This window comes from Spongiactinospora sp. TRM90649 (assembly GCF_029382225.1).
Taxonomy (GTDB): Bacteria; Actinomycetota; Actinomycetes; order Streptosporangiales; family Streptosporangiaceae; genus Spongiactinospora.
Window position 1 is genome coordinate 95250 of record NZ_JARLTC010000013.1, and the last position, 25348, is coordinate 120597.

Sequence of the window (25348 nt, forward strand, 5' to 3'; positions counted from 1 at the left end):
CCTTTCGATCGACGGCATTGAACTAGCAGGGGTACCCAGGTCGGGGGCGAGATGAACGATTCCGGCGAACGGCGGGCAGAATGGCAGTGTGATCGAGGTGTCGCGGGAGAAGTTCGAGGAGCTCGTGTCCGAGGCGTTGGACACGATCCCCGCCGAGCTGACGCGACTGATGGACAACGTCGTCGTGGTCGTCGTGGACGACCCTCCGGAGCCGGATCTGCTGGGGCTGTACACCGGCATCCCCCTCACCGAGCGCGGCGACTGGTACGCGGGAGTTTTGCCCGACCGGATTGAGATCTACCGCAATCCCATCTGTCAGATTTGCGAAACAGAGGATGATGTCGTGGAGGAGGTCCAGATCACCGTCGTGCACGAGATCGCCCACCACTTCGGCATCGACGACCATCGGCTGCACGAACTCGGCTGGTGACCGGCGCAACACTCGTCGATCCCCTTATATTTCCGGTCATACAAGAACACCCGGTGTGCGAGCTCGTTGAATATCGACTTGCGCACCGAGCCGGCACCAGGCACCGTAGGTTACGTAGCGAACACCCTCTGTCAGGTCCTCCTGCGAGTTAGCGGAGTCCTATGGCGGCAACCAAGCCCGAGCGGCTGTCGGGGAGGCATCGCCGTGCGTCCGACGGCCGCGCGTCCGATCGCCGAGCCACCTACGGCGAGGTCATCGCCATCGGTGAGTTCCGCGCGTTGTGGTACGCGCAGGGCCTCTCCCTCCTCGGTGACCAGTTCGCCCAGGTCGCGCTCGCCGTGCTGGTCTACAACCGCACGCAGTCCGCGCTGGCCACGGCCGCCGTCTACGCGCTGACCTACCTGCCGCCGATCCTGGGCGGGCCGTTCCTGGCGGGCCTCGCCGACCGCTACGCGCGGCGCGGGGTGATGATCTGGTGCGACGTGGTGCGGGCGGTCCTGGTCGCCCTGATGGCCGTGCCGGGCATGCCGTTCGCGGTGCTCTGCGTGCTGGTCTTCTGCGTGGTCCTGCTCAGCGCGCCGTTCTCGGCGGCGCGGGCGGCGCTGCTGCCGGAGATCCTTGAGGACGACCGCTACGTGGCGGGGTCGGCGCTGCAGAACATGACGAACCAGGCGGTGCAGATGCTCGGGTTCGCGGTGGGCGGCGCGGTGATCGCGGCGATGGGGCCGTACCGGGCGCTGGCGCTGGACGCGGCGACCTTCCTGGCCTCGGCCCTGATCCTGGTCTCCGGGGTACGGCGGCGTCCCGGCGCGCCTTCCGGCGGCGAGGCCGGGCGGCCCTCGATGTGGTCGATGGCCAGGGCGGGGGCCGTCCTGGTCTTCGGCGACCGGCGGCTGCGCACCCTGGTGCTGTTCGCCTGGCTGTGCGGGTTCTACGTCCTGCCGGAGGGGATCTCGGCGCCCTACGCGGCGACGCTTGCGACCGATCCCGCGGCGCTGCCGGTGGTGACCGGGTTACTCATGGCCGCCATGCCCGCGGGCACGGTGATCGGCGCGTTCGCCTTCAGCCGGTTCGTCGAGCCGGACACCCGTCTCCGGGTGATGGGCTGGCTGGCCATGCTGAGCTGCGCTCCGCTCATCGCGTGCGCGCTGCGCCCGCCGTTATGGGTGGTCCTCGGGCTGTGGGTGTTGTCCGGCATCGGCGGTGCCTACCAGCTCGCCGCGAACGCCGCCTTCGTGCAGTCCGTCCCGGCCGAACGGCGCGGCCAGGCGTTCGGGCTGGTCCAGTCGGGGCTGCTCGCCGCGCAGGGGCTGGGCATCCTGGTGGGCGGCGTCGCCGCCCAGGAACTCGGTCCGGAGCCTGTCGTCGCCCTGGCCGGTGCGGCCGGGCTGGTGTCGGCCGCGGTGCTGGCCCTGCTCTGGACCGAGTCCCGTGCGAATCCTGTCAGCGAGGTGCGTTCCGGCTCGACCACGTGATCACCCGGGGGTCACCCGCGCTGGTCACCGGTCTGCGGGGGCGCGGCCGGCTCGTCCACCGGCGCGTCCACCGGCGTGTCCTGGCGCGGAGCCGAGGGAGCCACCGGAGCCGAGGGGGCCGCCGGTGCGGACGGAGCCGAGGGAGCCGAAGGGGCCGAGGGCGGGCTGTAGGGGGCGTCAGAGGGCTCGCCGGTGCCGCCGGGGGTTCCGGGAGCACCCGGAGCGCCGTAGCCGGTCCCGGGCGTCCCAGGGGCGCCGAAGCCGGCGCCGGGCCGCGGGCCGCCCGCCGGAGGCGTGTACTGGTACGGCGAGGCCTGCCCGTCCGCCTGGTGCCACGTGCCCTGCTGCTGCTGCCAGGGCGCGGTGCCCGCCTTCTGCTTCTCCACCAGATCCTGGACGATCGAGTTCTCCTTGCCCTCCTCGGGCAGCAGCAGCCAGCCCGCCGCGTAGATCGCGACGCCCAGCCCGCCGAAGAAGGTGGCGACTCCGAGCCCGATCCGGATGATGTTGGCGTCGATGCCGGTGTACTCTCCGATTCCGGAGCACACCCCGCCGACGATCCGTCCCCTACGCGTGCGGTGCAATCTCTTGGTGCCCATGTAGTCGTTCATGGCATTAAGACTGCCCTTGTGGGGGTTTGTTCCACATCGGGATTCCCCCTGGCCTTACCCCCGGCCCGACCCTGGGCCTCAGGTCGCCCGGCGGATGGGGATGTAGGTGGGCACCGGATCGTACCTCAGGAACTCGACGATGAGATGCGTGCACAGCTCGGGTTTCTCGGCCAGCAGCACGTGCGACGTCCCCGGCACGACCCCCAGTTCGCTGTCGGGGATCCGCCGGTAGATGTCGATCGTGTGCTCCAGTCGTACGAGGTCGTCGTCGCCCGACAGCACCAGCGTCCGGCACGGGATCGTGCCCAGCTCGGCGGGGCCGATCGGGTCCTCCCCCGCCTCGACCTCGGCCATCCGCTTGGCCACCACCACGGGGAAGTGCTCGATGCCGTCCGGCGACACCTCCCCGTAGGCCGCGGCCACCGGCGGCGGCATCTCGCCGCCCGGCTCCGGCTTGATGATCAGCCCGTCCAGCGAGTAGGACGCGCTGATCAGCACCAGCCGCCGGACCAGGTCGGGACGCCGCAGCGCCACCAGCAGCGCGACCGTGCCGCCGTCGCTGTAACCGACCAGGTGGACGGGACCACCCGCCACCCGCTCGATGAACGCGATCATGTCCTGGGCCATCAGCTCGTGCGTGATCGGCCCCTCGACGTCGGCCGTGCGTCCGTGCCCGCGCCGGTCGGGAGTGAGGACGCGGAAGCCGTGCCGCCCGGCGAGCACCTCCGGGCCGCCGGTGAAGTCACGGGAGTCGCTGAACCCGCCGTGCATCAGGACGACCGGCTCTCCGGTGCCCCAGGAGGCGTACCACGTGGGCACGCCGTTGACCTCGACGATGGATGTGTTGTGTTCCATGCCCATGTCTACGAATCCGCCCTCGCTAACTCATCGGTTCGAGCTCCGGGGGCAGCCCGAACAGCGGGAACAGGGGCGCGCCGTCGATGAACGAGGTGGTCGACACGATCCGGTCGCCGGCGACCTCGATGACCACGATCGCGAAGGGGGTCGGCCGGCCGGTCTCGCGGTCCGGCAGGTAGTGGCCGAACCCGGCGGCGCCGTTCATCCGCATCGGGACCAGCCGGGAGTTCAGGCAGGTGCCGTCCGAGTTCAGCAGGGCGGTGCGGACGTGGGCCAGACCGCGCAGCCACCAGTCGAACGGCGGCATCGACATCGTGACGTCCTCGTGCAGCAGCGCCACCAGCGCCTGGACGTCGTACCGCTGGAAGGCGTCCACGTATCGGTCGACCAGGTCGCGCTCCACGGCCTCGGAGGTCGCGGCGGGAGCCGTCCCGGACGGCCCGCGCTCGGCCAGCGTGGCCCGGGCGCGCTGCAGCGCGCTGTTCACCGACGCCACGGTGCCGCCCAGCAGCCCGGCGACCTCGGCCGCGCGCCAGCACAGCACGTCGCGCAGGATGAGCACGGCGCGCTGCCGTGGCGGCAGCGCCTGCAGGGCGGCCACGAAGGCCAGCCGTACGGTCTCCCGCGCCACCGCCACCTCGGCGGGGTCGGCGGCGGGCGGCAGCACCCGGTGGTCGGGCATCGGCTGGACCCAGGCGGACTCCGGCAGCGGCGCGCCGAGTTCGGGGCCGGGCCGGGCGGCGGGTCCAAGATCGACGGGGCGGGCCCTGCGGCCGGCGCCGCGCAGCAGGTCCAGGCAGATGTTGGTGGCGATCCGGAACAGCCAAGGCCGCAGCGGCCCGCGCGCCGGGTCGTACCGGTCGCGGTTGCGCCACGCGCGGGCGAACGTCTCCTGGACGGCGTCCTCCGCCTCGAAGGCCGAGCCGAGCATCCGGTAGCAGTAGCCGGTCAGCTCGATCCGGCACTCCTCCAGGGCGGTCTCGCCGACCTCCCGCGTGGTCTGGTCGTCGCCTCCGATGCGAACGTTCATAGGTCCATCATCGGTCCGGCATGACCGGACCGCCGCCCCTTCGAAGGGGGACGGCGGTCCGGAAGCCATCGGTCACTCGCTCATCAGGACCTTGTCGATCAGGTAGAGCGTGCCGTTCTTCACCGGGATGGCACCGCAGACGATCTTCGCCTCGATGCCCTCACCGCTGATGGTGAACTGGTCGCCGGAGCCCGTGACGGTCAGCTCGCCGCCGTCGGCGTTGGTGAGCTTGGCGTTGGCCAGGTCTTCCTTGGACACCCGCTCGTCGACGACGTGCGCGTTCAGGACCTTGGTGAGCTCTTCCTTGTTGCCGAGCAGCGTGTCCAGCTCGTCGCGCGGGATCTGCTGGAACGCCTGGTCCGTGGGCGCGAAGATGGTGACGTTCTCCGCCTGGTCCAGCTTGTCCTTCAGCTCGGCCGCGTCGATGGCCTTGGACAGCGTGGCCAGTTGCGGGATGTCGGCGATGGCCGTCGCCGCGGGCTGCTTGGCCAACTCGGCGAGGCTGCCCTTGCCCGACTGCGGGAGCTCCGCGCACGCGGGGCCGACCGGCGCGCCGGGCGCACCGGGCGTGGCCCCGGGCGTGGCCGTCATCCCGGGAGTAGCGGTCGCGCCCGGAGTGGCGGTGGTCTCCGGGCTCTCGGTCCCGGGGGTTTCCGTCGTTTCGGGCGTCTCGGTGTCTTCCGGGTACGGGCTGGTCTCGCCGCCGTCGGTTTCGTCCGGTGCCGGTGGCGGCTCCGGGGTCACCGCGTACGGCGTGCTCACGGCGAACGCGGGCGATTGGGCGAAGGGGGCGAGCGGGGCCAGGGCCAGTACGGCCAGGCCCGACGCGAGACGTACGGTCCTGCTCTTCACGGTGGTTCTCCTTCGACCGATAAACGCCGGATCCTCGTCCCAGCGGATTCGTGTGGGATCCATCCGTTTACGGCATGCCCCCGAAAAATACGCATCTCCCTCTAGATACGCACTTATAAGCACATATCCCCTATATACCACTAAGATGCAATAGGGTCCCCCGATTTCGTACGCCGGAGGGCAAGTTCTCGAATGCTCTCCCCAAATCCCCGCCCCCTGCGGGGCAGCCGCTCCAGCGGCAGGAACGCCGTCAGGCACACCACCAGCGGCAGGAAGTGGATCGCGATGGCCAGCCACGTGACCAGGTGGAACGCCGCGAAGAACGCCACCCCCGCGTACAGCGCCCGCCCGGACGCGAACAGCAGCAGCGGGGTCAGCGCCTCGGCGATGAGCAGCACCCACTGACCCATGTGAATCAGCCAGGGCAGGCCCTCCACCAGATGGCCGATGAAGGTTCCCCGGCGGCTGATCGCCCACTGGAAGGTCGCGCCGTTCGGCCACTCCCAGCCGCCCCACCGGATCTTCGCCCAAGCCGACAGGAAATAGGTGGCGACCACCGCGATCTGCACCACCCGCACCGTCCAGCCCGCCGCCTGCGGCGAGGCCCGGCCGTCGCCGAGCCGGCCCACGCTCGGCAGCGCGAACAGCGCGACAAGCAGGGCGAGGTGGTCGTGATCCACCTTGCCGAACGACATCGCCATCAGCGCCCAGTACCCGAAGCCGAGCGCGGCGGCGTATCCGGCGGCGCGCGGGAGCCGTCCGGTGGCCGCGACCAGGCAGGCGGCCACGACCAGCACGAAGACCCCGATCACGACACCCTCGACGGGGGCGGGCAGGCCGAGCAGCCGGGCGATCAGGACGGGGCGGTATCCGCCCGGATTGTGCGGGTGCTGGAACACTCCCGCCGTGAACAGCAGCATGTCCAGCGGGACGAACAGATAGACCAGCACCCGCAGCACCGCGACCCGGCGGGGGGCGACGTCCGGGAACATCCAGCGGATCAGCGCACCGCCCATACCGCCTCCTCGATCACGGACTCACCGGACGGCCGGCGGTCCTTCAGCTTGATCACCCTGGTCACCAGATGCAGCACGGTGGGCCGTGGATCGGCGGGCCGCAGCCGGGCGTGCGCCACCGCCATCGGCCTCAGCAGCGACGGGTCACGCCGGTATCTGCGGACCTGTCCCTCGATCTCCGCCCGCCGCGTGCCGACGCTCCACGGCTCGATCGGGATCTCCACCCGCCGCCCTCCGGCGATCTCCGCTTCGAGGTGGAGGGAACGGATCTCGCCGTCCGGGGGCACGCTGAACGCGAACTGGACCATGGGGCCCAAAGGGAACAGATCATCGTCGCCGGCGATGGTGCCGTAGAACAGACCGGCCACGACGACGAACGTCACGGAAAGCCGCCACGCTATCGCGGAACGTGATAAGGAATTCGCGTCACAGTCCCCGGCCCGTGTTTTCGGTCTCAGCCGAAGGGTCCTCATGCCATTGTTTATCGCATAATTCGTCGAAATCGGTCCCAATTTAGGATTTCTCATACTCCGCGCGACGGGTCACGTCCCCCCCGTAACCTCACGGGGTGGGGACGCGGGCCACCGGGAGTATCCGGAAGGGTCGCCGGCGACACCGGGCGCTGAGCCCCCGCGACGGCCCTGCCGCTGCTACCGTTGCACGCATGCAGCGTGCCGCCATGACGACGACGCCGGAGACCGTCCCGGCGCGCTGACCACTGCGTTACACCAGGCCCCGGGGCGAGTGCCCCGGGGTTTCGCCTTGCGGTCGCTCGCCTCACCCGATCGATCGTGAGGAGACCGCGATGCACGACCACCGCAGACTCGGGCGTGAGCTGGAGCTGTTCGGCACCGATCCGCTGATCGGCGCCGGCCTGCCGTACTGGCTGCCCGCGGGCGCCGCCGTACGGCAGGCGCTCGAAGACTACGTGCGCGAGGCCGAGCGCCGGGCCGGTTACCGGCACGTCTACTCGCCGGTGCTCGGCAAGAAGGAGCTGTACCGGATATCCGGCCACTGGGCGCACTACAGCGAGGACATGTTCCCGCCGATGAGCCTGGGCGCCGAGGAGATGGTGCTGCGGCCGAGCCTGTGCCCGCACCACGCGCTGATCTTCCGCTCGCGCGGGCGCAGCTACCGGGAGCTGCCGCTGCGCATGGCCGAGCTGGGCGCGATGTACCGCTCCGAGCCGTCCGGGGTGCTGGGCGGGCTGACCCGCGTGCGCTCGATCCAGCTCAACGACGCCCACGTGTTCTGCACCTTGGACCAGGCGGTGGACGAGGCGCGGGCGGCGCTGGAGATGATCGGGGCCGCCCACCGCGACCTGGGCGTCCGGCCGGTGCGCCACCGGCTCTCGCTGCCGGGTCCTGGCGGCAAGTACGTGGCGAACCCGGAGATGTGGGAGCGCGCCGGGGCGATGCTGGCCGACGTCCTGGACAAGGCCGGCATCGAGTACGAGGCCGCCGAGGGCGAGGCGGCGTTCTACGGGCCCAAGATCGACGTGCAGATCGCCGACCCGGCCGGGCGGGAGACCACCCTGTCCACCGTGCAGATCGACTTCCACCAGCCGGAGGTGTTCGGCCTGTCCTACACCGGGGCCGACGGCGGCTCGCACCGGCCGGTCATGGTCCACCGCAGTGTGATCGGCAGCGTCGAACGGCTGGTCGCGCACCTCATCGAGCACTACGCCGGGGCGTTCCCCGGCTGGCTGGCCCCGGTGCAGGTGGTGGCGCTGCCGCTCTCGGACGCCGAGGTGCCGGACGCCGCCGCCCTGGTCGAGCGCTGCGTGGACGCCGGGTTGCGGGCCGAGCTGGCCGGGCCGGTGGAGGGCGGGCTCGGGGCGCGGATCCGGCAGGCGCGGCTGGTGCCGTACCAGGCGGTGATCGGGCCCAGGGAGGTCGCGGACGGCGCGGTGGCGCTGCGGCTGCGGGACGGCCGGCGGCTGGATCCGCTGCCGGTGGCCGAGGCGGTGGACCGGATCGGCGCGCTGACCGCGCGGCGCTCGGCCGAGCTGTGGGACGCCGCGGCCTGATCCGTTCGGTTCGGCGGGGGTTTCCGTTACGCCTGATTCTCGTGCGAGTCGATCAGCATTGTGTCACCCATCCGGTGAGTATCCGTCCAGTCACCTCCGAGTCACCATGAATCGGCGGTATCGGGGGGTGCTTCCACTCTGGAGGGTTTCTTGCGCGTGGACGAAGACGAGGCGCGGGCAGTCCACTCCCCCGCCGCGCCGGTGCGGCTGTCGCCTGGCCTGTTCGTGTCGGAACGGTTCGGCGAGCGCGCCGCCCAGGTCGTGCACGACGTGCTGACCGCCCATGACGGCGGCGGGCTCTCGCCGCGCGACGGGCGGCCGCCGAACCTGGACGTGGCCAAGGCGCGGGCGGCGGCCTACGACGCGGTCACCGGGCTGGGTGTGATCACCAGGGAGGACTTCCTGGGGCTCCGGCTCGACCTGGGCGACCGGCTGACCTGCAAGATCTATAACAGCCTGGTCGCGGCGGGGCACCTGCGCCCGGACGGCGCGCTGGTGGCGGACCGGCTGCCCGCCGTCCCCGCGGGGCTGCGGCTGTCGCGTGACTTCGGCGCGTACCGGGACGCGCTGTTCACGCTCGTCCGCGACCTCAATGCCGGCCGCGAACCGGACCCGGGGGAGGCGGCGGAGCCCGCCTGGTTCTACCCCTCCGACCTGGCGCGGCTGGCCGGGCTGAACGCCGCCGAGCGGGCCGAGCTGTACGAGAACCTGGTCTTCCGGGGATACATCGACGCCTCCGGCGAGGTGCTGCGGCCGGAGTTCTTCGCCGACCCGGCCAACGCCGCCCGGTTCGCCGTCAACGCCGGTATCGACGATGTCCTCCCCGAGGTCCTGTCCTTGCTGCGCGCCGGGCTGCGGGACTCCCAGTGCGCGTTCACCACTGCGGACTTCGAGGTGATCGCGGACCGGGCGGTGGCCCGGCGGGTGGCGGGCCTGCTGGAGGGCCCCTGCACCGTCGGCGGGCGCGTCCGCGAGGAGCTGCGGGCGGCGTTCGCGCGGGCCGAGACCTCGCTCGGACTGGACGAGGGGTTCACCGAGGCCGACCGGTCCGCGGTCGCGGCCCGGGTGGCCTCTATCCTGGCCGAGGAGGACCCCTACCGCTTCGACCTGGGCGCGCTCGCCGCGCTGGGGCTCGGCGAGGCGGAGTCCACGCGGCTGGTCGGCGCGCTGACCGGCGCGGGCCACCTCACGGACTCGCTGGCCGTGCCGCTGGACCGGCTGGCGTTCTTCACCGGCCCGGCGGGAGCGACCGGTTTGACGCTGCCGGGGCTGGAGGAGCACGCGAGCCAGGTCCACGCGCTGCTGCGCTCGGCCGCCACCGAGCTGGCGGCGGCCACGACGGAGATCGTGGCGGTACTGACCGCGCTGAACGGCGAACGATAGCGGCCCTCCATGGGGTCGGTCGTAATCCTCACGAACCAGGACCATAGGCTCTGGCGGATGAAGAACGGAGATCCCTGCCGGGACCTGGCGGAACGGCTGCTCGGCGCGCGACGGGCCGGTACGACGATCCCCCGGGAGGGTCTTCCGCCCGGCCTCGACCTGGCGGGGGCCTACCGCTGCCAGCGGGCCATGCGCGAGATCGCGCTGGCGGCCGGGGCCCGGCACGCGGGCTGGAAGATCGGCGTCACCTCGGCCGCCGCGCGGCGGGCCATGGGCGTGGCGCATCCGGTCACCGGATTCCTCACCGCCGACCTGATCAGCGAACCGACCGCTGAGGGCGACGCCGTCCCGGTCTTCGCCTCCGGCCTGCTGGCGGAGGCGGAGGTCGCCTACGAACTCGGCGCCGACCTGCCGCCGGGCACCACGCCCGACCTGGTCCGGGCGTCGGCCCGGCCCCGCCTGGCGGTCGAGTTCGTGGCGAGCCGGTGGGAGGGCGGGGCGGGGACCGCGACGCCGCTGGTGGCCGACAACGTCAGCCACGTGGCGGTCGTCCTCGGCCCGGTCGTCCGCGCCACCGACCTGACCGGGCTGCGGGCGACGCTGAGCTGCGCGGACCGCACGTCGGCCGGAGGCAGCGACCAGGTGCTCGGCGACCCGGCCGCCGCCGTCGCCTGGGCCGCCGCCCACCTGGCCGCCCTCGGTCACCCGCTACGCCGGGGCGACCTGATCATGACCGGCACGCTCTGCCCGCCCCTTCCCGCGCCACCGGGCGGCACGGTCACCGCCACCCTGGACGGCCTGGCGCACCTGAAGGTCACCACCGGCTAGCCCGCTCACATGGCGTCGAGTGCCGCGATCAGGCCGCGCATGACGGCGCCGCGCCAGCCCGACCCCATGATGGAGCGGGCCCGCTGCTGCAACGGGTTGTCCGGATCGAAACCCGCGTGCTCCAGGAACAGCCGGGTGCCCGTGCCCTCCGGGAAGAGCGTCCAGGTGATCGTCCAGTCCGCGTTCGCGGCCGACCCCGGGTCGGCGTCCTGCCAGCCGACCCGGAGCATCCGCTCCGGCTCGAAGGCCAGCACCTCCGCCAGCACGGTGCCGGAGAACCCGGTCACCGGGATGGCGGTGGCGCGCATGGTGTAGCGGTGACCGACCTCCAGCCGGAAGTCACCCGGCATCAGCCACCTGGCGATCAGGTCGGGTTCGGTCAGCGCCCGCCACACCTTGGCGGGCGGGTGCGAGAGGAACTGGTCGACCCGCACGGTGCCGGTGTCGTCGGTGTCTTCTGGGTCGGCGTTCAATCCATCGTGTCCAGTACGTCACGCAGGCCGGTGAGGCGCTCGCGCCAGTACCGCTCGAACGGCGTGAGCCATTCCTGCACGTCGTGCAATGGAACCGCCTCCAGCCGGTAGAGCCGGTTGCGGCCGACCTTGCGCTCGCTGACCAGCCCGGCGTCCCGCAGCACCCGCAGGTGCTCGGAGAAACTGGGGCGGGCCATGTCGAAGTGCCCGGCCAGGTGGGCCACCGGCTGTGGCCCCTGTTCGCGCAGCATCCACAGCACCCGGCGGCGGATCGGGCTGGCCAGCGCCGCGAACACCCGGTCCCCGGCCGTCTCCACGGAGGGCACGGGGACTCAGAAGGCGGCGGGGGCGGCGAGCACGAAGGCGTTGCCGTCCGGGTCGGTCAGGGTGGCCTGGCGTCCCCAGGGCAGGTCGGCCGGGCCCTCGACCGGGATCCCGGCCTCGGTGAGGCGGGCGCAGTCGCCGTCGAGGTCGGAGGTCTCCAGCAGGATGCCACGCGCCGAGCCCGGCGCGTAGGAGGGATCGTCCGCGATCAGGGTGAAGCCGGTCTGTGCGCCCTTGGGGGCGACCTGGATCCAGCGCTTCGGCCCCATCCGCTGGTCGATGAGCACTTCGAAGCCGAGCGCACCGGTGTAGAAGTCGAGTGCCCGGTCCTGGTCGGCGACGGGCACGGAGACGAATCTGGCGTGAGTGATCTGAGTGGTCGTCATGGACACCACTATAGGTAGGGAAATTCCTACCTGTCACTCGAACCTCGAAAATGTGTTCAGGGCAGCGGCTGGTTCACGTGCGGCGCCTTCCCCGCCTCGGCGAACGCCTCAAGAACCCCGGTGCCCTCCAGGCGGAAGTCGCAGCCGCGCTGGTCTTCGAGCACCGCGTTCCACTGCAGCAGGGCCTTGATGTTGGGCATCTTGGCCAGCGCGGCGGGGATGCCCCGGTACCACTCGGCCTTGGCCTCGGGGCGGTCCGGGTCGGCCTCGGTGCCGTACTCGCCGATGACGATCGGCTTGTCCTCGAACCCGTTCTCCTGGAACCAGTCGTAGGTGGGCTTCAGGGTCTGCTCGAAGCTCTGCCAGGGGGCGTCGCGGCAGGGGCCGAAGTTGTAGGGGTCGTAGCTGATCCAGTCGACGTAGTCGTGGCCCGGGTAGTAGGACTTCCAGCGCGGGCGGTACTCGCTGTAGCCGGTGACGGCCCAGACCCAGTCCACGTTGGTCACGCCGAGTTCCTTGAACCGGTCGTAGATGTGCTGGTAGGCGGCGACGTAGTCGGCGGGCGTGCCGCTGGCGGTCTTGCGCTCCATCTCGCCGTCGAAGCCGAGCATGACCTGCTTGCCGTACGCCTTGATCCGTGCGGCCTGCGGGTCGATGACCGTGGCGTCGAGCTTGCCGTCGGCGATGTCGCGCCAGCGGATCTCGCGGTTCTCGTGCCAGAGCTTGGCCTCCCAGCTCAGCAGGAGGATCCGGTCACGGCCGATCTGCGGCTCGTCGGCCTTTAGCAGCGCGCCGTTGTCGGTGGTCGACATGTCGTGGTACGTGAAGACGATGTCGAGCTTGCGGCCGATCGAGCTCTCCATGCCGGTGATGGCCGAGAGCAGGGTGCCCTGCTCGGGCGGCGGGACGTACATGCCCCAGTAGGCCCCGCCGGCAGGCACCAGGCGGGCCTCGGACGGCTGGGAGCACGCGACGGCGGTGCCGAGGACGGCGAGCGCGGCGGTGACCGCGCCCAGGCGGCGGAGCACGGCCCGACCTCCCGTTGGTTGGAGCTGGGAGGTCATTCTGCACCTTTCGCATGCGTGGCACGGGGCCGCCCCGGTTCCACGGCCCGCTGCCACGCTATGCGCTCCCCGACGCCCCTGCCACGCGTCGCACCTGGGGATTTGCTGGGTGTTTCGTTCCAGAACGCTGGGTACGGCGGGTCAGTGGCGGCGCCGGAAGGCAGTTCGTGAGGCTCGCCACATGGTGTGCTCACGGCTGATCGCCTCCTCGGCGTCGGCCACCTCGGCGGCCCAGCGGGTCTCGTCCGCGGCGCTCTCCAGGCGGGAGCGGGCGATGGCCAGTTCGTTGGCGGCGAACGCGTAGGCCCGGCTCAGCGACTCGTGCTGCTTCACCGCGAGCCAGGCCGCGCCCGCGCCCGCGATCGCGGCGGCGATGCCCGGCAGGTCGATCCCCACCACGCCGAAGGCGCGCAGCAGAGCGGCGATCACCCCGAACAGCTCGACGGCCAGCAGCAGGACGCGCCACAGGTGGGCGCGGGAGCGGTTGAGCGCGGCCCGCGCGGCGTACCAGCGCTGCTGGTCGCCGATCCGCCCGTCCAGGTAGGCGGTCCTGCGGTCGGCGAAGTCGCCGGCGCGCAGCCCGCGCAGGCGGTCGCTGATGACCGGCGCGGTGGTGGCCTCGATGCCGGTCTCCGGGGCGTCGAGCAGCAGGGTCTCGATCTCCCTGTGGAACCGCAGGGCGACCTCGTCCTCGGGCTCGCCGGCGTCCCTAACGTACGGCACGCCGCCCACCGCGAACCGCCAGGCGAGGGTCTTGGCCGACTCGGCGAGCGCGCGCCCGTCGTACCAGGTGCGCTCGGGCCGCTCGGCCAGCAGGTACAGCTCGACCAGCACGGCCGCGACGAACGCCACGCCGGTGACCAGCGCCAGCACGTCGACGCCCGAGCCGCCCAGCCGCAGCGAGGCGGCGGCGGTGACGGCGGCCAGGACGATCAGCGCCAGCCGGAGCGCGGTCGAGGTGAGGTATTTCGACCGGCCGGTCACGGCCGCGTGGTCGGCGGCCTGGAACAGGCCGGGCAGCGCGTCGTCGGGCAGTGGATCGGCGCTGGCCATGTTCCGTCCCTCCCACCGAAGCATCACCAAAGGGCAGATTACCGCCAGGAAAGGTTCTTCAGAAGTGCTTCACGAGGGAGATCAGAAGTCCCGTCGACAAAAGCGTGCCAACTCACACATAAAGGGGTTGATTCCGCAGGCGTCACGTCTCGTCGCCCGAGTTCAAAGAATCATTGGCGGTTCCTTTAGCGCCCGGCTTCGTGGACATTTATCAGCCATGGCTAAAGTCCAACATAGGGGGCAGATCTCGCGTCGAGGAGACAAGCCATGACTTATCAGGCAGGGCATCCGCAGCAGACCGTCACCGGCTGGGTGGGCTGGGTATGGTTCGCCGGAATCATCATGCTCATGGTCGGCATATTCAACATCATCACCGGCCTGTACGCCATCGTGAACCAGAGCCTCTACGTCCAGACGCCGAACCGGCTGCTGCTCTTCAACCTCGCCGGGTGGGGATGGGTTCACCTGATCTTCGGCGTCCTGCTCTTCGCCACGGGCCTCGCCCTGTGCGTGGGCCAGACCTGGGCGCGCGCCGTCGCGGTGGTGCTGCTGGTGATCAACGCCATCACCCAGCTCATCTGGATCGCGCTGAACCCCTGGTGGTCGCTGGTGATCATCGCGATCGACGTGCTGGCGCTCTACGCGATCATCGTGCACGGCCGGGAGGCGAAGACGCTCGCGAGCTGACGAGCCCGCCAGGGTCACTCGGGCAACTCCTGGGTGACCGACTCGACGACCTCGCGGGCCGCCGCTCCGCCCTCGGTGAGGGGGTCGTCGGCCCGCGCACGGCGTACCCGCAGCAGCAGGTCGCGGACCATCTGCAGGGGCATGGACTGCAGGTACTGCGAGACGTCGCCGCTGATGACCTCCGGCACCGGGAGGTTGGACATCTCCCGGATCATCCGCATCACCACGGCGTTCTCCTGGCCGAACACGTCGATCTCGGCCTGCAACGCCATGATCAGCCGCAGCCGCTCGCCCTCCATCCGCTTCTTGTCGATCGCCACCTCCCGATCGACGTTGCGCTCCTCGATGGCCAGCACGTCGCCCCTGGCCTCCATCGCGAACGCCTCCTTGCGATGGGTGTAGAAGTCGGAGTCCTGTGACTCGAACTCCCCCAGGTTGGTGCGGACCGCCTCCACGCCCCACCCCTTGAGCGCGTTGCGGACCTGGGCGGCCAGGTCGGTCCGGATCTCCAGGTAGCCCGACAGGAACTCCTTGACCGTGGCCCCGGCGGCGATCTCGCTGAAGTAGGTCGCCACCGTGGCCCCGAGCACCCGGTCCACGAAGCGCTGCACCGGCAGCGGGTCGTCCACGAGCCCGCCCCCGGCGTCGGCGCTGAGGGTGCTGCCGAACTCGCTGACCAGCGTGGGCGCGACGGCGGGCGGGATGCGCAGCGTCTGGGAGAGGTCCACCTGGAGCCTGATGCCCTGGATGGTGACGTCGATCTGCTCCAGCTTGGCGTCGTAGTTGCCCTTCATGGCGGAGTCCTTCTTGCTCCACTCCATGTTGAGCACGTAGGTCGGGACCAGCATCACCCGGACGAACCACGGGTTCAGCGCGTAGACGGTGCCCTCCTTGAGGGTCTCGCCCTGCACCCCGCGCCGCCCGCCGTGCTCCAGGAAGACCCACGGCAGCCGATAGTTGCGGTGACCCGCGATCCTCGGGCCGACCTTCTCCTCCTCGGCGGGCTCCTCGCCGTCCAGGGTGATCACGACGCCGGTGTAGCCCACCGGCACGTCGATCTCCCGCAACTGCCTGGCGGTGGCCTCGTCGGCCCGCACGCCGGGGTCGTCGGTGGTGATCACCTCGAACAGCGACGGGTTGATGTCGTAGTAGGTGCCACCGGCCAGGACGGCGAGCTGCCTGCCCTGCTCACCGCCCGCGCGCAGGAACGCCGCGCCGTCCTGGAAGTCGTCGCACTCCACATGCCTGCCGAACGGCCGGCCGGGCGCGCGGACCTTCCCTGCCGCGGCCAGCACCAGGCCGACCGTGCCGGACGGCACGTAGGTCCTGGGCACCACCTCGACCTCGAACAGCATGGTGTTGATGTAGTAGGAGGCGTCTCCCGGCAGCGTCGCCGCCTGTCTGCCCTGCTCGCCTCCGTTCAGCAGGAAGGTCCGGCCGTCCTGGAAGTCGTCGCACGGCACCGGCATGCCGAGCCGCTGCCCGGCGGGCCGCCGCTTGCCCTCCAGGGCGGTGACGAGCCCGAGGCTGCCCTCCGGGATGTCCACCCTGGGCACGTACTCGACCGTGTAGAGGCCGGGGAACAGCCAGCGGGGGCGCTCGGGCGGCAGCGTGACCGCGTGGATGCCGCGCGAGTTGTACGGCGTGACCCTGCGGAAGCGCGGATCGCCGTAGGCGGGCCCGCGCACCCGGCGGACGACGCCCACATGCCCGGCTGGAACGATCCAGCGGCCCGCGCGGTAGACGACCGACGCCCCCGCGCCGAGCATCGCCAGGGCCAGGATCACCAGGAACGGTGTCATCTCTCCCCCCACTCCTTCAGGCGTCCGTGCACGGTGAGGACCGTCTGGGTCCACTGGTCGTACCAGTCGAGGTATCGCTCGCTCTGCGGGTTGCGCAGGGTCGGGAAGAAGCCGGGGCGGGCCTGCCCCTCCCACTGGCCGCGCCCGGCGAACTCCCGGTACACGGGCACCGTCTCGTCGGGCGAGCGCCGCCAGCCCAGGCGCACCGAAAGGGACAGGAACTCGGCGTGCCGCGCGGAGCGGATCCCGGCGGCGCCGAGCTGGGCGCGAAAGCCCAGCGCGCCCCCGCTGAACGCGGCCCACAGGGCGTCGATCCCGGCCAGCAGCGGGTCGGTGAGCCGCTCGCCGTCGGCTCTTCGCAGCCATCCCGCGCCGAGCCGCCCGGCGGCCTCCAGCAGGGCGGAGGTGGTCAGCAGGTCGGCGTGCTCGACCTCGCCCGCCGCCAGCGAGTCGCGCAGCCTGCCGAGCGAGACGGACGCCGGGACGCGCACGGCCGACCGGACGGCGGGCTCGCTCAGTGGCGGCGGCAGCACGTCCGCCACCGAGACCGGCCGGTCCTCCAGCGCGGCCTCGTGCAGCCGCCGCAGTGTCGCGACGTCTTCGTCGCCGGGACGGCCGCCCGCCCGCGCGTCCAGGTAGGACAGGTTGGCGAGCTGGTAGTGGCGCTCGCCGCGAAGCAGGATCGGGAAGAACGGCCGGCCGTGCCACTGGCCTTCGAGGATCATGCGGGTGACGTCGTCGGAGTCCTGGGCCTGCGGGGTCATCACCACGACGATCACGGTGGCGTGCCGGAGCCTGGCTCGGATGGTCCACACGTGCGGTTCGCCCGGCCGCAGGCTGCGCACGGACCACACCGGCAGTCCCGCCGCGCCGATCCGGCCTGTCAGGGCCCGTCCGTAGGCGGCGTCGGCGGGGGCGTAGCAGACCACGACGGACCGCTCGGCCGGGGTGAGCGGCCGGGGCGGGGCGGGCATGGCCATCTCCTCGCGAGTGCCGAGGCTCGCGCCGGTCGCCTCGCCGGTCACCTCGGCCGCCAGCTCGGCGACCAGCGCCGTCAGCGCCGCGTCGCGGGCGTGGCCGAAGTCGCGCCAGATCCAGCCCGCGGCGAACCGGGGGATGGTGGCGCCGCCGTACAGGACGGGGATGAAACGCAGGCCGTCTTCGGCGGCGGCGCGCATCAGGGCGGCGCATTCGGCGAGCGCCCGGCCGTCGCGGGCCGAGCCGGGCCCGAAGATCGCGATTCCGTCGGCGGCCTTTCTGATGGCCTCCTCGACCTGATGGACGACCACGTCGCCGGGCAGCAGGCTCCACTCGTCGAAAAAGATCTCTATTCCGTGATCGGTCAGGCGTTCGGCCAGCTCACGGGCCCAGGAGGCGTCCTGGCGCGCGTAACAAATGAATAATTTGGACAAACCGCCGCCCCCCAGTTGAGCCTACGGAATCCCCCTCGTAAGACTAAAGCCGACAAGTCACAGCGTGATTACAGTTCCCGATGGGAAATACGCGATACGAGGGCGGGGATTTAATGATATTTACGACATATAACCCTGTCCCCCATGATGGGGGGATGCCATCTCTGCCGGTGATCGACATCGCGCCACTCGTCAACGGCGGCGACGGCGAGCCCGTCACCCGCGCCTCCGGGCGTCCCGACTTCAAGGAGGGCGTCTACTTCGGCACGGAACCGCCCGCCGACGACCCCCGCGTGCGCGCGGGCACGCCGCTGCACGGGCCGAACCTGTTCCCGCGCCAGGTGCCGGAGCTGCGCGAGGCCTCCTGACCTATCTGGACACGATGACCGGCGTGGCCCAGGCGGTGCTGCGCGGCATAGCGCTCAGCCTCGGCCTGCCCGGGGACTACTTCGCCTCCGGTTACACGGCGGACCCCACCGTGCTGTTCCGGATCTTCCACTACCCGCCCTCGCCCGCGGACGACGACGGGTGGGGAGTGGGTGAGCACACCGACTACGGCCTGCTCACCCTCCTCGGGAAGGTGAGCAAGGTCTTTCCGGGCCTGCGGTCGGACGTGCTGTGAGAGATCTGATCGGACCGGATCAGACCGGATGGAGGTGACGTGGATGAAGGATGACGTTGGGTCTGGGCGGGGTCGTGGCGGGCGGGGCGGCGTCGTCTTCTAGGACGCCGGTGACGTAGCCGGTCAGCAGGCCCGCCTCGTTCAGCAGGCCGCCGACGTGTGAGTTGGCCGTGCGGTAGTAGATTCGGGTGCCCTCGCGACGGGAGCTGACCAGGCCCGCCGAACGCAGGCGGGCCAGATGCTGGGAGACGGCGGCGACGTGGGCGCCGAGCTTCTCAGCGAGTTGTCCGACGTGACACTCCTGCCCGGACACGGCCTTCAGGATCTGGAACCTGATCGGATCGGCGATCGCCTTCAACACCTCGACGATCGCATCGACGGACACGACCGGCGGGCCGGAAGGAACTTGCGCAACCATGCAATGACTCTAACGCCCGGTGGTCCCCGGCTGACCGGCGATGAGCTTGGTGGCGACCTCCATGGCGACCTCCGCCCGCTCGGCGTCGGGCATATCCGTCTCGAAGGCGAATCGCACGCTCCCCAGGATGAGCGCGAGCACCGCGAGCCTGGCCTCGAAGCGCCGCACCGGTGTGGCGTCCGGGCGGACCAGCATCGAGACCATGGCGGTCAGCCGTTCCTGCATCCGTGTGCCCGGCTCGATCTCGGCCATCACCGCCTGGTTCACCTGGGCGAACCGCAGCAGCGGACGCCACCGGCCCTCCAGCAGCTCCGCCATCCTGACGAGGATCCGCCGCTGCGCCTCCGGCGTGCCCGGCTGGGCCCGCGCCCAGCCGATCAGGTCGTCCATGGACTCGATCATGTCCTCGATGACACTGGCCAGGATGTCGGACTTGGCCTTGAAGTGGTAGTAGAGCGCGGGCCTGGTGATGCCGAGCCGCTCCGCGACCTCCTGCAACGTCGTCTTCTCGTAACCCCGCTCGGCGAACATCTCCAGGGCGACCCGCTGGATGCGCTCACGGGTGTCCGACCGCCGACCGACCATTCAACTCTCCCACTACCTTGACCCCGGCCCTCATATTGCTTACTTTCATGTAAGTAATCAATCCGGCCGGCTTAGGGAGCCACCCTATGACCTACGAATTCCCAGTTCCGCGCACCTGTCCGTTCGCACCACCCGAAACGTACGACACGATGCGCGAGGACGCACCCGTGGTGCGGGCGCAACTGCCCGGCGGTCAGGTCTGGCTGGTCACCAGGCACGCCGAGGCGCGGCAGGTGCTCGCCGACCCCACGATCAGCACCAGCCCGCTCACCCCGGGCCACCCGGACGTCAAGCTGTCGGGGCGAGAGTTCACCCCCGAGGAGACGGCCGCCATCGCGGACTTCCTCACCGGCTCCTTCATCAACATGGACCCGCCCCAGCACACCGCCTACCGGCGGCTGCTCATCCCGGAGTTCAGCTTCCGTCAGATCAGGGAACTGCGCCCCGGCATCCAGCAGGCCACGGACGGACTCATCGACGCCATGCTCGCCGCCCCGGACCGGCGGGCCGACCTAGTCGAGGCATTCGGGCTGGCGCTGCCCTCGCTGGTGATCTGCCAGTTGCTCGGTGTGCCGTACACCGAGAGGGAGTTCTTCCAGTCCCGCACCCGCATGATGCTGGCCAGCGAGGACCCGACCGGCGGCACGGCCGCGCTGGAACTGCGGGCGTTCCTCGTCGACCTGATCGCCAAGGCGGAGAAGGCCCCAGGCGACGATCTGCTGGGCAGGCTCGTCACCACCGCGCAACTGCCGCGCGAGGAGATCGCCGGCATGATGTTCCTGCTGCTGGTCGCCGGGCACGAGACCACCGCCAACATGATCCCGCTCGGCGTGCTCACCCTGCTCCGGCATCCCGGCCAGCTCCGGCGTGCGGTGGCGGATCCCGCGCTGTGGCCCCCGGCGGTCGAGGAACTGCTGCGCTACCACTCGGTCGTGGACTGGATCGCCTTCGACCGGGTCGCCACGGCCGACCTGGAGGTCGGCGGCGTCCAGATCCGCGCGGGCGAGGGCATCTACGTGCTCGGCGCGGCGGCCAACCGCGACGAGCGGGCCTTCGCCGACCCCGGGCGCTTCGACATCGACCGCGACGCCCGCACGCACGTGGCCTTCGGGTACGGCGTGCACCAGTGCCTCGGCCAGAACCTCGCCCGCGCCGAGCTGGAGATCGCCTACCGCACCCTGTTCGAGCGCGTCCCCACCCTGCGGGTGGAGCTTCCGGACGAGGAGCTGCGGTTCAAGTACGACGGGCCGATCTTCGGTCTGCACGAACTGCCCGTGGCATGGTGACCATCACGGCGGACCGCGACCGCTGCATCGGCGCGGGCCAGTGCGCCCACCACGCGCCCGACCTGTTCGACTCCGGCGAGGACGGCCTGGTGCTGATCCTCGTCCCCGAGCCCGGCCCCGATCAGGAAGGACGCGCCAAGGACGCCGCCCGGTTCTGCCCGGTCCGCGCCATCGCCGTCACCTGACATCGCACGGCCCCGGCGCAGCGGGTGTCCAGTCCCCGCCTCGCCAGGTGGTCTTATCGAGGGCAGACGTCCTGGTAGGCCGTGCCGCCCAGGTGCTCGTCCCATTCGGCCGCGCTGAGCGTACGGCCCGCCCTCGCGCACACCGCCTCGGCCACCCTCTCCGGAGTGATCGGGAACGGCACCACCGAGCCGTCCTCGTACGCGATGCGCAGCACGCCGCCGTGCCGGTCGAACGCGATCGACGTCCCCTGGTTGCCCGGCCACGGGATCTCGGCGACCAGCCGCCGGGCGGGCACGTCCCAGATCTCGACGGCGCGCATGTCGAGAGCCGCCAGCAGGTCGCCGGACGGCGAGAACGCCAGGTGGCTCGGCGCCCGCAGCGACGTGGACAGCGCGTGCGACATCAGCGGCAGGCCGCCCGGCTCGCCGTCCACGTCCTGAAGGATCCGCGCGGTCAGCGTGCGCTCCACCACCAGGCCCGCCGCCATGGCGGGCCTGACGATCGCCTCGCGCAGCTCCCCGGCGGTCATCGGGCCGGCCGGCTCCCGGTGCTCGGCGCACCGGCCGTAGAAGTCGGCCCGCACCGCGACGACGGCCCGCGTCCGCTCGCCGGGACGGCGCGCGGCCACCCTCAGACCGACGAACTCCACCCGCTCGGCCGGGTCCTGGTAGAGCGTGAAGATCTCCTCGAACTGGTCGATCACCACCAGTAGTTCCGAGCCGTCCGTAAGGGCGGCCAGGTGCGCGGCGTGGGTGCGCATCGGCCGAGGTCCCGGGGTGACCGAGTAGGGCACCCGGCGGGCCATGGCGCGATAGGTGGGCGATCCGGCCTCCGCGCGCAATCTCCTCAGTTCGAAGGCGAATCGCTGTACCGGCCCGGCGGCGGGATCGACCGGGCCTTCTCAGCGGCCCATTTGTCAGATTTCCCTTTCTAACTTGACAAGAACGGGAGTCATTACCGCGAACGACGGTAGCCCACTTCAGTCCGGAAATACCACAAGAAACCTAGTCGTGACCAGCAAACCCGGTCTTGATCCCTATACCGTTCCGCCGCCGAAATGCATAATCCAGCCAAGAGCGTCGGAGAGGCGAGGCGAATGGCGCGCTGGTGGTGGCGGGCGGGCGGCAAGGACGCCGGGCCGGGGTTCGACGCGGGCATCCTGCTCGCCGTACGGGGGAGGCTGGGGCCACAGGATCCCGACGAGACCGAGGTGATCCGGGTGGCGGCCAAGGGCGGCAGGCGCGCGCCCGAACTCGCCGCCGCGCATCTCGCCCGCCGCCGGGCGCGGGGCGACGGGCAGGCGCTCCTCGGGTACGCGCTGCTGCTGTCCGGCCAGATCCTCCTCGCCAGGGGCGAGCCCCGCCGTGCCGTCGCGGCCGCGGCCGAGGCGGTGGAGACGCTGCGCCCGTGCGCCGTACGGGATCCCGACGTGCTCGGCGCGTACGCGCTCGCGCTGGACTGCCTGGGACTGGCCAGGCGCGGGGCCGGGCTCGCGGACCAGGGTCACGTGGGCCAGGCCCTCGACCTGATGGTGGGGCTCGCCCGCAACGGCGTGCCCGCGTTCACCGAACACCACGAACGGCGCGTGGCCGTCGAGGGCCGCACCGGCCATGCGACCGCGGCGTCCCCGGCGTGCGCCTCCGAGGCCGAGGCCGCCGCGCGCTCGTACGAGGCGGCGACGGAGCGCCTCGTGGCGGGCGAGGAGGAGCCCGGCGTCTTCGCCCGGCCGATCGCCGCCTATCGCGCGCTGTTACGCTCGGCGGCCACCGTGCCCGACCGCAGGCGGGCCCAGCGCGGGCTGGCCGAGGTGCTCTGGCACTCCGGGCTGGTCCGCACCGGCCGCGACGACCTCGCCGGGGCGCTGGCCGAGCTGCGGGAGAGCGTGGCACTGCTGCGGCACGTCCTGGACGAGACCTCGTCGCTGGCCGCGCAGCGCGACGACGTCGTGGGCGAGCTGGGCCGGTCCATCGCCGGGCTCGGGCGGGCGCTGGCCGCCACCGGCGACCTCGACGCGGCCGTCGCCGTCCTCATCGAGGGCGAGGCGCTGACCGGCGGACCCGGCAGGCAGGCCCGCGAGGCGCACGGCGAGCTGACCGCCACCCACGCGATGCTCTCCTTCACCGTGACGCAGGAGCGCGTCGGCCACGGCGTCGCCGACCCCGGCGAGCTGCACGAACTGCTCGCCCTCACCGAACGCGCGGTCCGCGCGACCCGGGCCGGGCTCGATCCCGGCGACCCCGGCACCTTCGCAGAGCTGGCCGAGGCCGAGGCCAGGTACGGCATGGCGCACCTGTTCAACGGCGACCTCGACGCGGGCCTCGCGATGCTGGAGGAGGCCCTGGCGCACGCGGACGTCGTCCCCGGCGAGGAGGGCGAGGACCTGCGCCGACGTATCCGCGCCGAACGCGACACGGCCGGACGTTTCGCCCCCTGACATCCGGATCATTCCCCCGCGAATGGGTAGATATGGAGTGTGGACTAGGGGGCGGGATGAAGGGTGACAGAGTCGAGATCGTCGTGGACACCAACGACGGCTCTCGGGCCTACGAGATCGTCGCCACCCGGGCCGGGCGGCGGGTCGAGGTGACCATCGGCCGGGGCGTCGTCGAGGTGGCCGAGGTGACCAGGAACGGCACCCCGGTGCGCACGGCCCGCTTCATGGCGAGCCGCCTGCTGGCCCTCGTCGAGCACCCGGTGGACCGCCCTCCTGAGCCCGGCGAAGAAGCCTGAGGCCCTGATCAGCGAGTGCGCGTCCACGGCGTGAAGGCGTTGTCCGTGCCGCGCAGCGCCCGCCGCAACTCGGGATGGTGCCGCAGCAGCACGGTGGCCATCGTGTTGTCGGCGATCCAGTCCATTCCGGCCCTGGTGTAGACGTGCTCGGTGTAGTCGGTGGTCAGGAAGCGGTCGCCGCCGATGCGGCGCGAGGCCATCAGGATGAAGATGCGGAAGGCCGTCTCGCTGAGCGCGAAGCCGTCCGGACGCCGCTCCGCGAACAGCCCCACGGTCAGATCGACGTCCTCGATGCGCCCCTGGTAGACCTCGCGCAGCGCGGCCACTGTCAGCGGGTCGTCGCTGAGCGCGGCGAAGCCGGTGGCGGGCCGCAGCCGCAGCAGCCTGCGGAACTCGTTGTAGCGCGGCACGCCCAGCTCGCGGCAGCGCAGGATATCGGTGGCGGCGAGGTCCACCAGCCGGCCGTCGGGCCGTTGATACTCCTGCAGGTGGCGGGGGAAGTTGTGGAGGGTGATCGCGCCGGGATGCTCGGTGCCCAGGGAGTAGAGCAGGTCGGGCTCGGGGTAGGCGGACAGCGCGGCCAGCGCCCGGGGCCCGGAGATGTCGCGCAGCGTGAAGAAGCGCAGGTGCGCGTCGTCGGCGACCGAGCGGATGTGGAAGTCGTCGGGGATCAGCGGGTGCATCCGGTAGACCGCGGCGAACTCCTCGGTCAGCCGGTACGGCACGCCGCCCCGGCCGCCGCGCGACCCCGGGATGCCGCTGATCGCCCCGCCCCTGCCGATCCGCCCGAACATCCGGTGGACGCGCTCGCCCGCCAGCCCCCACCAGTTCGCGCGCAGCCCGTGCACCGCCACCGGATGGCGGACGATCGCCGGGGTCAGCTCCACCGTGTGGATCTTCGCCACCAGCGCGGCGTTGACCAGCCGGGCGTGCTCGAACAGCTCGTCATCGCACATGCCCGGGCATTCCACCGCCAGCCGTTCGCAGATCGCGTTGTGCTCGCGGACGAACAGCCGGTGCAGCATGGCCAGGCCCAGCCAGAACCCCGGCTCGCGGGAGACGTCTTCGCGCCCCGCCACCACCGGCCGCGCGCCGCCCGGCTCCAGCCGCAGCCGCCCGCCCACGCCGGTGCGCAGCACGGGCCGGTCTCCCGGGCAGTAGATCGAGGACAGGTCCCACCAGTGCGACCGCATGTTCAGCGAGGTGGCCGGGCCGTCGTAGCCGCGGGGCCGGGTCGGGTCGGCCGCGGCCCGCCGTACGGTCAGCGGCGGGACGGGCCAGTCGTCGCCGGGGTCGAGCGGCAGGCACCACGGATTCTCCGGGGCGCCCCGGCCGTGGGTGAACCAGTCCCGGATCATGAACTGCAGCCAGGCGGCGGCCAGCACGTTGAGGGACGTGGCGGGCTGGAACTCGGTGCGCGTCATCAGCATCCGGCTGACCAGGCGGGGGTTGGGCGTCAGCACACGGTCGGGCGGCTCCGCGCAGGTGCGCTCCACCGGGACGTTACGGCCGAACCGGGTGCCCACCATGCCGGTCGCCGGGTCCTCGGGGTCGTTGTGCGAGCCGTCGTCGCTGCGGAAGGTGTCATGCAGCGGGCTTCGCGGGGCGGGGACGGCGGCGGACACGGCGGGCAGGGCGCCGGTGTCGTGCAGGTTCGACCGGCGCAGGCGGTCGCGAATCCCGGCCAGGACGGCGATGGCGAGCGGCCGGGGCAGCCGGTCCCAGCCGTACCTGCGGTCGAGCAGCTCGGCCAGCTCGTCGAACGCGTTCCACACTCGGTCACCGAGAGACATGGGCCCTCCCTGGGG

The 25348-nt window shown here is 71.4% G+C and carries 29 protein-coding genes; 12 read left to right on the plus strand and 17 right to left on the minus strand.

Going from position 1 to position 25348, the window contains the following annotated elements; genetic code table 11:
• The first annotated feature begins 88 nt into the window (after positions 1-88).
• Together P3X83_RS18045 and P3X83_RS18050 are read left to right on the plus strand one after the other, a co-directional pair.
• Complete coding sequence (locus tag P3X83_RS18045; protein WP_277306271.1) at positions 89-430, plus strand: metallopeptidase family protein; 342 nt, start codon at positions 89-91, stop codon at positions 428-430.
• Between the two features lie 161 nt (positions 431-591).
• Complete coding sequence (locus P3X83_RS18050) at positions 592-1905, plus strand: MFS transporter (RefSeq protein WP_277306272.1); 1314 nt, start codon at positions 592-594, stop codon at positions 1903-1905.
• An 11-nt stretch (positions 1906-1916) separates the two neighbouring features.
• Here the strand turns inward: P3X83_RS18050 and P3X83_RS18055 are convergent, their stop codons facing one another.
• The 6 genes from P3X83_RS18055 to P3X83_RS18080 form a co-directional block, all read right to left on the minus strand.
• A complete protein-coding gene (locus P3X83_RS18055) occupies positions 1917-2516 on the minus strand; it encodes a PspC domain-containing protein (protein WP_277306273.1) in 600 nt (199 codons plus the stop codon).
• Between the two features lie 78 nt (positions 2517-2594).
• Complete coding sequence (locus P3X83_RS18060) at positions 2595-3371, minus strand: alpha/beta hydrolase (RefSeq protein ID WP_277306274.1); 777 nt, start codon at positions 3369-3371, stop codon at positions 2595-2597.
• Positions 3372-3396: 25 nt separating this feature from the next.
• Entirely contained in the window at positions 3397-4404 is a 1008-nt protein-coding gene (locus P3X83_RS18065) for a sigma-70 family RNA polymerase sigma factor (RefSeq protein ID WP_277306275.1), read from the minus strand.
• 72 nt (positions 4405-4476) lie between these two features.
• A complete protein-coding gene (locus P3X83_RS18070) occupies positions 4477-5256 on the minus strand; it encodes a fasciclin domain-containing protein (protein WP_277306276.1) in 780 nt (259 codons plus the stop codon).
• 140 nt (positions 5257-5396) lie between these two features.
• Complete coding sequence (locus P3X83_RS18075; protein ID WP_277306277.1) at positions 5397-6272, minus strand: hypothetical protein; 876 nt, start codon at positions 6270-6272, stop codon at positions 5397-5399.
• A complete protein-coding gene (locus P3X83_RS18080; RefSeq protein WP_277306278.1) occupies positions 6257-6655 on the minus strand; it encodes a hypothetical protein in 399 nt (132 codons plus the stop codon). Before P3X83_RS18080 ends, P3X83_RS18075 begins: the two co-directional genes overlap by 16 nt.
• Positions 6656-7056: 401 nt before the next feature.
• Here P3X83_RS18080 and thrS point away from each other — a divergent pair, with 401 nt between their 5' ends.
• From thrS to P3X83_RS18095, 3 genes are all read left to right on the plus strand, one after another.
• Positions 7057-8301, plus strand: coding sequence for a threonine--tRNA ligase (gene thrS / locus P3X83_RS18085; RefSeq protein ID WP_277306405.1), 1245 nt, complete (start codon positions 7057-7059; stop codon positions 8299-8301).
• A gap of 150 nt (positions 8302-8451) precedes the next feature.
• Positions 8452-9684 carry a hypothetical protein gene (locus tag P3X83_RS18090; RefSeq protein ID WP_277306279.1) on the plus strand — a complete coding sequence of 411 codons (1233 nt, stop codon included), beginning with the start codon at positions 8452-8454 and terminating at the stop codon, positions 9682-9684.
• A 57-nt stretch (positions 9685-9741) separates the two neighbouring features.
• A complete protein-coding gene (locus P3X83_RS18095; protein WP_277306280.1) occupies positions 9742-10512 on the plus strand; it encodes a fumarylacetoacetate hydrolase family protein in 771 nt (256 codons plus the stop codon).
• Positions 10513-10517: 5 nt separating this feature from the next.
• On the opposite strand, the gene P3X83_RS18100 is transcribed toward P3X83_RS18095, so the two are convergent.
• The 5 genes from P3X83_RS18100 to P3X83_RS18120 all read right to left on the minus strand — a co-directional run bounded on the left by P3X83_RS18100 (position 10518) and on the right by P3X83_RS18120 (position 13812).
• Positions 10518-10985: an SRPBCC domain-containing protein gene (locus tag P3X83_RS18100; protein WP_277306281.1), complete on the minus strand. Its 468-nt coding sequence runs from the start codon at positions 10983-10985 to the stop codon at positions 10518-10520.
• Positions 10982-11302 carry a metalloregulator ArsR/SmtB family transcription factor gene (locus P3X83_RS18105; protein ID WP_277306282.1) on the minus strand — a complete coding sequence of 107 codons (321 nt, stop codon included), beginning with the start codon at positions 11300-11302 and terminating at the stop codon, positions 10982-10984. Before P3X83_RS18105 ends, P3X83_RS18100 begins: the two co-directional genes overlap by 4 nt.
• A 15-nt stretch (positions 11303-11317) precedes the next feature.
• Positions 11318-11695, minus strand: coding sequence for a VOC family protein (locus tag P3X83_RS18110; RefSeq protein ID WP_277306283.1), 378 nt, complete (start codon positions 11693-11695; stop codon positions 11318-11320).
• A 56-nt stretch (positions 11696-11751) separates the two neighbouring features.
• Complete coding sequence (locus P3X83_RS18115; protein ID WP_277306284.1) at positions 11752-12723, minus strand: glycosyl hydrolase; 972 nt, start codon at positions 12721-12723, stop codon at positions 11752-11754.
• Positions 12724-12900: 177 nt separating this feature from the next.
• Positions 12901-13812 (minus strand): DUF4231 domain-containing protein, encoded by a 912-nt coding sequence (locus tag P3X83_RS18120; protein WP_277306285.1) that lies wholly within the window; start codon positions 13810-13812, stop codon positions 12901-12903.
• Positions 13813-14079: 267 nt separating this feature from the next.
• Here P3X83_RS18120 and P3X83_RS18125 point away from each other — a divergent pair, with 267 nt between their 5' ends.
• The gene (locus P3X83_RS18125; RefSeq protein ID WP_277306286.1) at positions 14080-14499 is read left to right on the plus strand and encodes a hypothetical protein; all 420 of its coding nucleotides are present in this window, start codon (positions 14080-14082) and stop codon (positions 14497-14499) included.
• Between the two features lie 14 nt (positions 14500-14513).
• On the opposite strand, the gene P3X83_RS18130 is transcribed toward P3X83_RS18125, so the two are convergent.
• On the minus strand, positions 14514-16301 hold the full coding sequence (locus P3X83_RS18130; protein WP_277306287.1) for an SPFH domain-containing protein: 1788 nt from the start codon (positions 16299-16301) through the stop codon (positions 14514-14516).
• Positions 16298-17713 carry a TIR domain-containing protein gene (locus tag P3X83_RS18135; protein ID WP_277306289.1) on the minus strand — a complete coding sequence of 472 codons (1416 nt, stop codon included), beginning with the start codon at positions 17711-17713 and terminating at the stop codon, positions 16298-16300. Before P3X83_RS18135 ends, P3X83_RS18130 begins: the two co-directional genes overlap by 4 nt.
• A 155-nt stretch (positions 17714-17868) precedes the next feature.
• Here P3X83_RS18135 and P3X83_RS18140 point away from each other — a divergent pair, with 155 nt between their 5' ends.
• Together P3X83_RS18140 and P3X83_RS18145 are read left to right on the plus strand one after the other, a co-directional pair.
• A complete protein-coding gene (locus tag P3X83_RS18140; RefSeq protein ID WP_277306290.1) occupies positions 17869-18081 on the plus strand; it encodes a hypothetical protein in 213 nt (70 codons plus the stop codon).
• 14 nt (positions 18082-18095) lie between these two features.
• Positions 18096-18335 (plus strand): hypothetical protein, encoded by a 240-nt coding sequence (locus tag P3X83_RS18145; protein ID WP_277306291.1) that lies wholly within the window; start codon positions 18096-18098, stop codon positions 18333-18335.
• Between the two features lie 19 nt (positions 18336-18354).
• Here P3X83_RS18145 and P3X83_RS18150 read toward each other — a convergent pair whose 3' ends face one another.
• Complete coding sequence (locus P3X83_RS18150; protein WP_277306292.1) at positions 18355-18753, minus strand: metalloregulator ArsR/SmtB family transcription factor; 399 nt, start codon at positions 18751-18753, stop codon at positions 18355-18357.
• Between the two features lie 9 nt (positions 18754-18762).
• A complete protein-coding gene (locus P3X83_RS18155; RefSeq protein ID WP_277306293.1) occupies positions 18763-19338 on the minus strand; it encodes a TetR/AcrR family transcriptional regulator in 576 nt (191 codons plus the stop codon).
• Positions 19339-19487: 149 nt separating this feature from the next.
• Between P3X83_RS18155 and P3X83_RS18160 the strand changes: the two genes are divergently transcribed.
• The gene (locus P3X83_RS18160; protein ID WP_277306294.1) at positions 19488-20624 is read left to right on the plus strand and encodes a cytochrome P450; all 1137 of its coding nucleotides are present in this window, start codon (positions 19488-19490) and stop codon (positions 20622-20624) included.
• Positions 20621-20809: a ferredoxin gene (locus P3X83_RS18165; protein ID WP_277306295.1), complete on the plus strand. Its 189-nt coding sequence runs from the start codon at positions 20621-20623 to the stop codon at positions 20807-20809. Before P3X83_RS18160 ends, P3X83_RS18165 begins: the two co-directional genes overlap by 4 nt.
• A gap of 53 nt (positions 20810-20862) precedes the next feature.
• Here P3X83_RS18165 and P3X83_RS18170 read toward each other — a convergent pair whose 3' ends face one another.
• Complete coding sequence (locus P3X83_RS18170) at positions 20863-21651, minus strand: hypothetical protein (protein WP_277306296.1); 789 nt, start codon at positions 21649-21651, stop codon at positions 20863-20865.
• A 255-nt stretch (positions 21652-21906) separates the two neighbouring features.
• On the opposite strand from P3X83_RS18170, the gene P3X83_RS18175 reads away from it, so the two are divergent.
• Positions 21907-23244, plus strand: a complete 1338-nt coding sequence (locus tag P3X83_RS18175) for a hypothetical protein (RefSeq protein WP_277306297.1) — start codon at positions 21907-21909, stop codon at positions 23242-23244.
• A 56-nt stretch (positions 23245-23300) separates the two neighbouring features.
• Positions 23301-23540 (plus strand): hypothetical protein, encoded by a 240-nt coding sequence (locus P3X83_RS18180; protein ID WP_277306298.1) that lies wholly within the window; start codon positions 23301-23303, stop codon positions 23538-23540.
• 8 nt (positions 23541-23548) lie between these two features.
• Here P3X83_RS18180 and P3X83_RS18185 read toward each other — a convergent pair whose 3' ends face one another.
• Entirely contained in the window at positions 23549-25333 is a 1785-nt protein-coding gene (locus P3X83_RS18185; protein WP_277306299.1) for a peroxidase family protein, read from the minus strand.
• Positions 25334-25348 lie beyond the last annotated feature (15 nt).

Bases quoted from the DNA above. Each gene is read 5' to 3' on its own strand.
- P3X83_RS18050 (WP_277306272.1), top strand. From the start codon at position 592: ATGGCGGCAACCAAGCCCGAGCGGCTGTCGGGGAGGCATCGCCGTGCG.
- P3X83_RS18055 (WP_277306273.1), bottom strand. From the start codon at position 2,516: ATGAACGACTACATGGGCACCAAGAGATTGCACCGCACGCGTAGGGGA.
- P3X83_RS18060 (WP_277306274.1), bottom strand. From the start codon at position 3,371: ATGGAACACAACACATCCATCGTCGAGGTCAACGGCGTGCCCACGTGG.
- P3X83_RS18065 (WP_277306275.1), bottom strand. From the start codon at position 4,404: ATGAACGTTCGCATCGGAGGCGACGACCAGACCACGCGGGAGGTCGGC.
- P3X83_RS18075 (WP_277306277.1), bottom strand. From the start codon at position 6,272: ATGGGCGGTGCGCTGATCCGCTGGATGTTCCCGGACGTCGCCCCCCGC.
- P3X83_RS18095 (WP_277306280.1), top strand. From the start codon at position 9,742: ATGAAGAACGGAGATCCCTGCCGGGACCTGGCGGAACGGCTGCTCGGC.
- P3X83_RS18110 (WP_277306283.1), bottom strand. From the start codon at position 11,695: ATGACGACCACTCAGATCACTCACGCCAGATTCGTCTCCGTGCCCGTC.
- P3X83_RS18120 (WP_277306285.1), bottom strand. From the start codon at position 13,812: ATGGCCAGCGCCGATCCACTGCCCGACGACGCGCTGCCCGGCCTGTTC.
- P3X83_RS18125 (WP_277306286.1), top strand. From the start codon at position 14,080: ATGACTTATCAGGCAGGGCATCCGCAGCAGACCGTCACCGGCTGGGTG.
- P3X83_RS18130 (WP_277306287.1), bottom strand. From the start codon at position 16,301: ATGACACCGTTCCTGGTGATCCTGGCCCTGGCGATGCTCGGCGCGGGG.
- P3X83_RS18140 (WP_277306290.1), top strand. From the start codon at position 17,869: ATGCCATCTCTGCCGGTGATCGACATCGCGCCACTCGTCAACGGCGGC.
- P3X83_RS18145 (WP_277306291.1), top strand. From the start codon at position 18,096: ATGACCGGCGTGGCCCAGGCGGTGCTGCGCGGCATAGCGCTCAGCCTC.
- P3X83_RS18150 (WP_277306292.1), bottom strand. From the start codon at position 18,753: ATGGTTGCGCAAGTTCCTTCCGGCCCGCCGGTCGTGTCCGTCGATGCG.
- P3X83_RS18155 (WP_277306293.1), bottom strand. From the start codon at position 19,338: ATGGTCGGTCGGCGGTCGGACACCCGTGAGCGCATCCAGCGGGTCGCC.
- P3X83_RS18160 (WP_277306294.1), top strand. From the start codon at position 19,488: ATGCGCGAGGACGCACCCGTGGTGCGGGCGCAACTGCCCGGCGGTCAG.
- P3X83_RS18175 (WP_277306297.1), top strand. From the start codon at position 21,907: ATGGCGCGCTGGTGGTGGCGGGCGGGCGGCAAGGACGCCGGGCCGGGG.
- P3X83_RS18180 (WP_277306298.1), top strand. From the start codon at position 23,301: ATGAAGGGTGACAGAGTCGAGATCGTCGTGGACACCAACGACGGCTCT.
- P3X83_RS18185 (WP_277306299.1), bottom strand. From the start codon at position 25,333: ATGTCTCTCGGTGACCGAGTGTGGAACGCGTTCGACGAGCTGGCCGAG.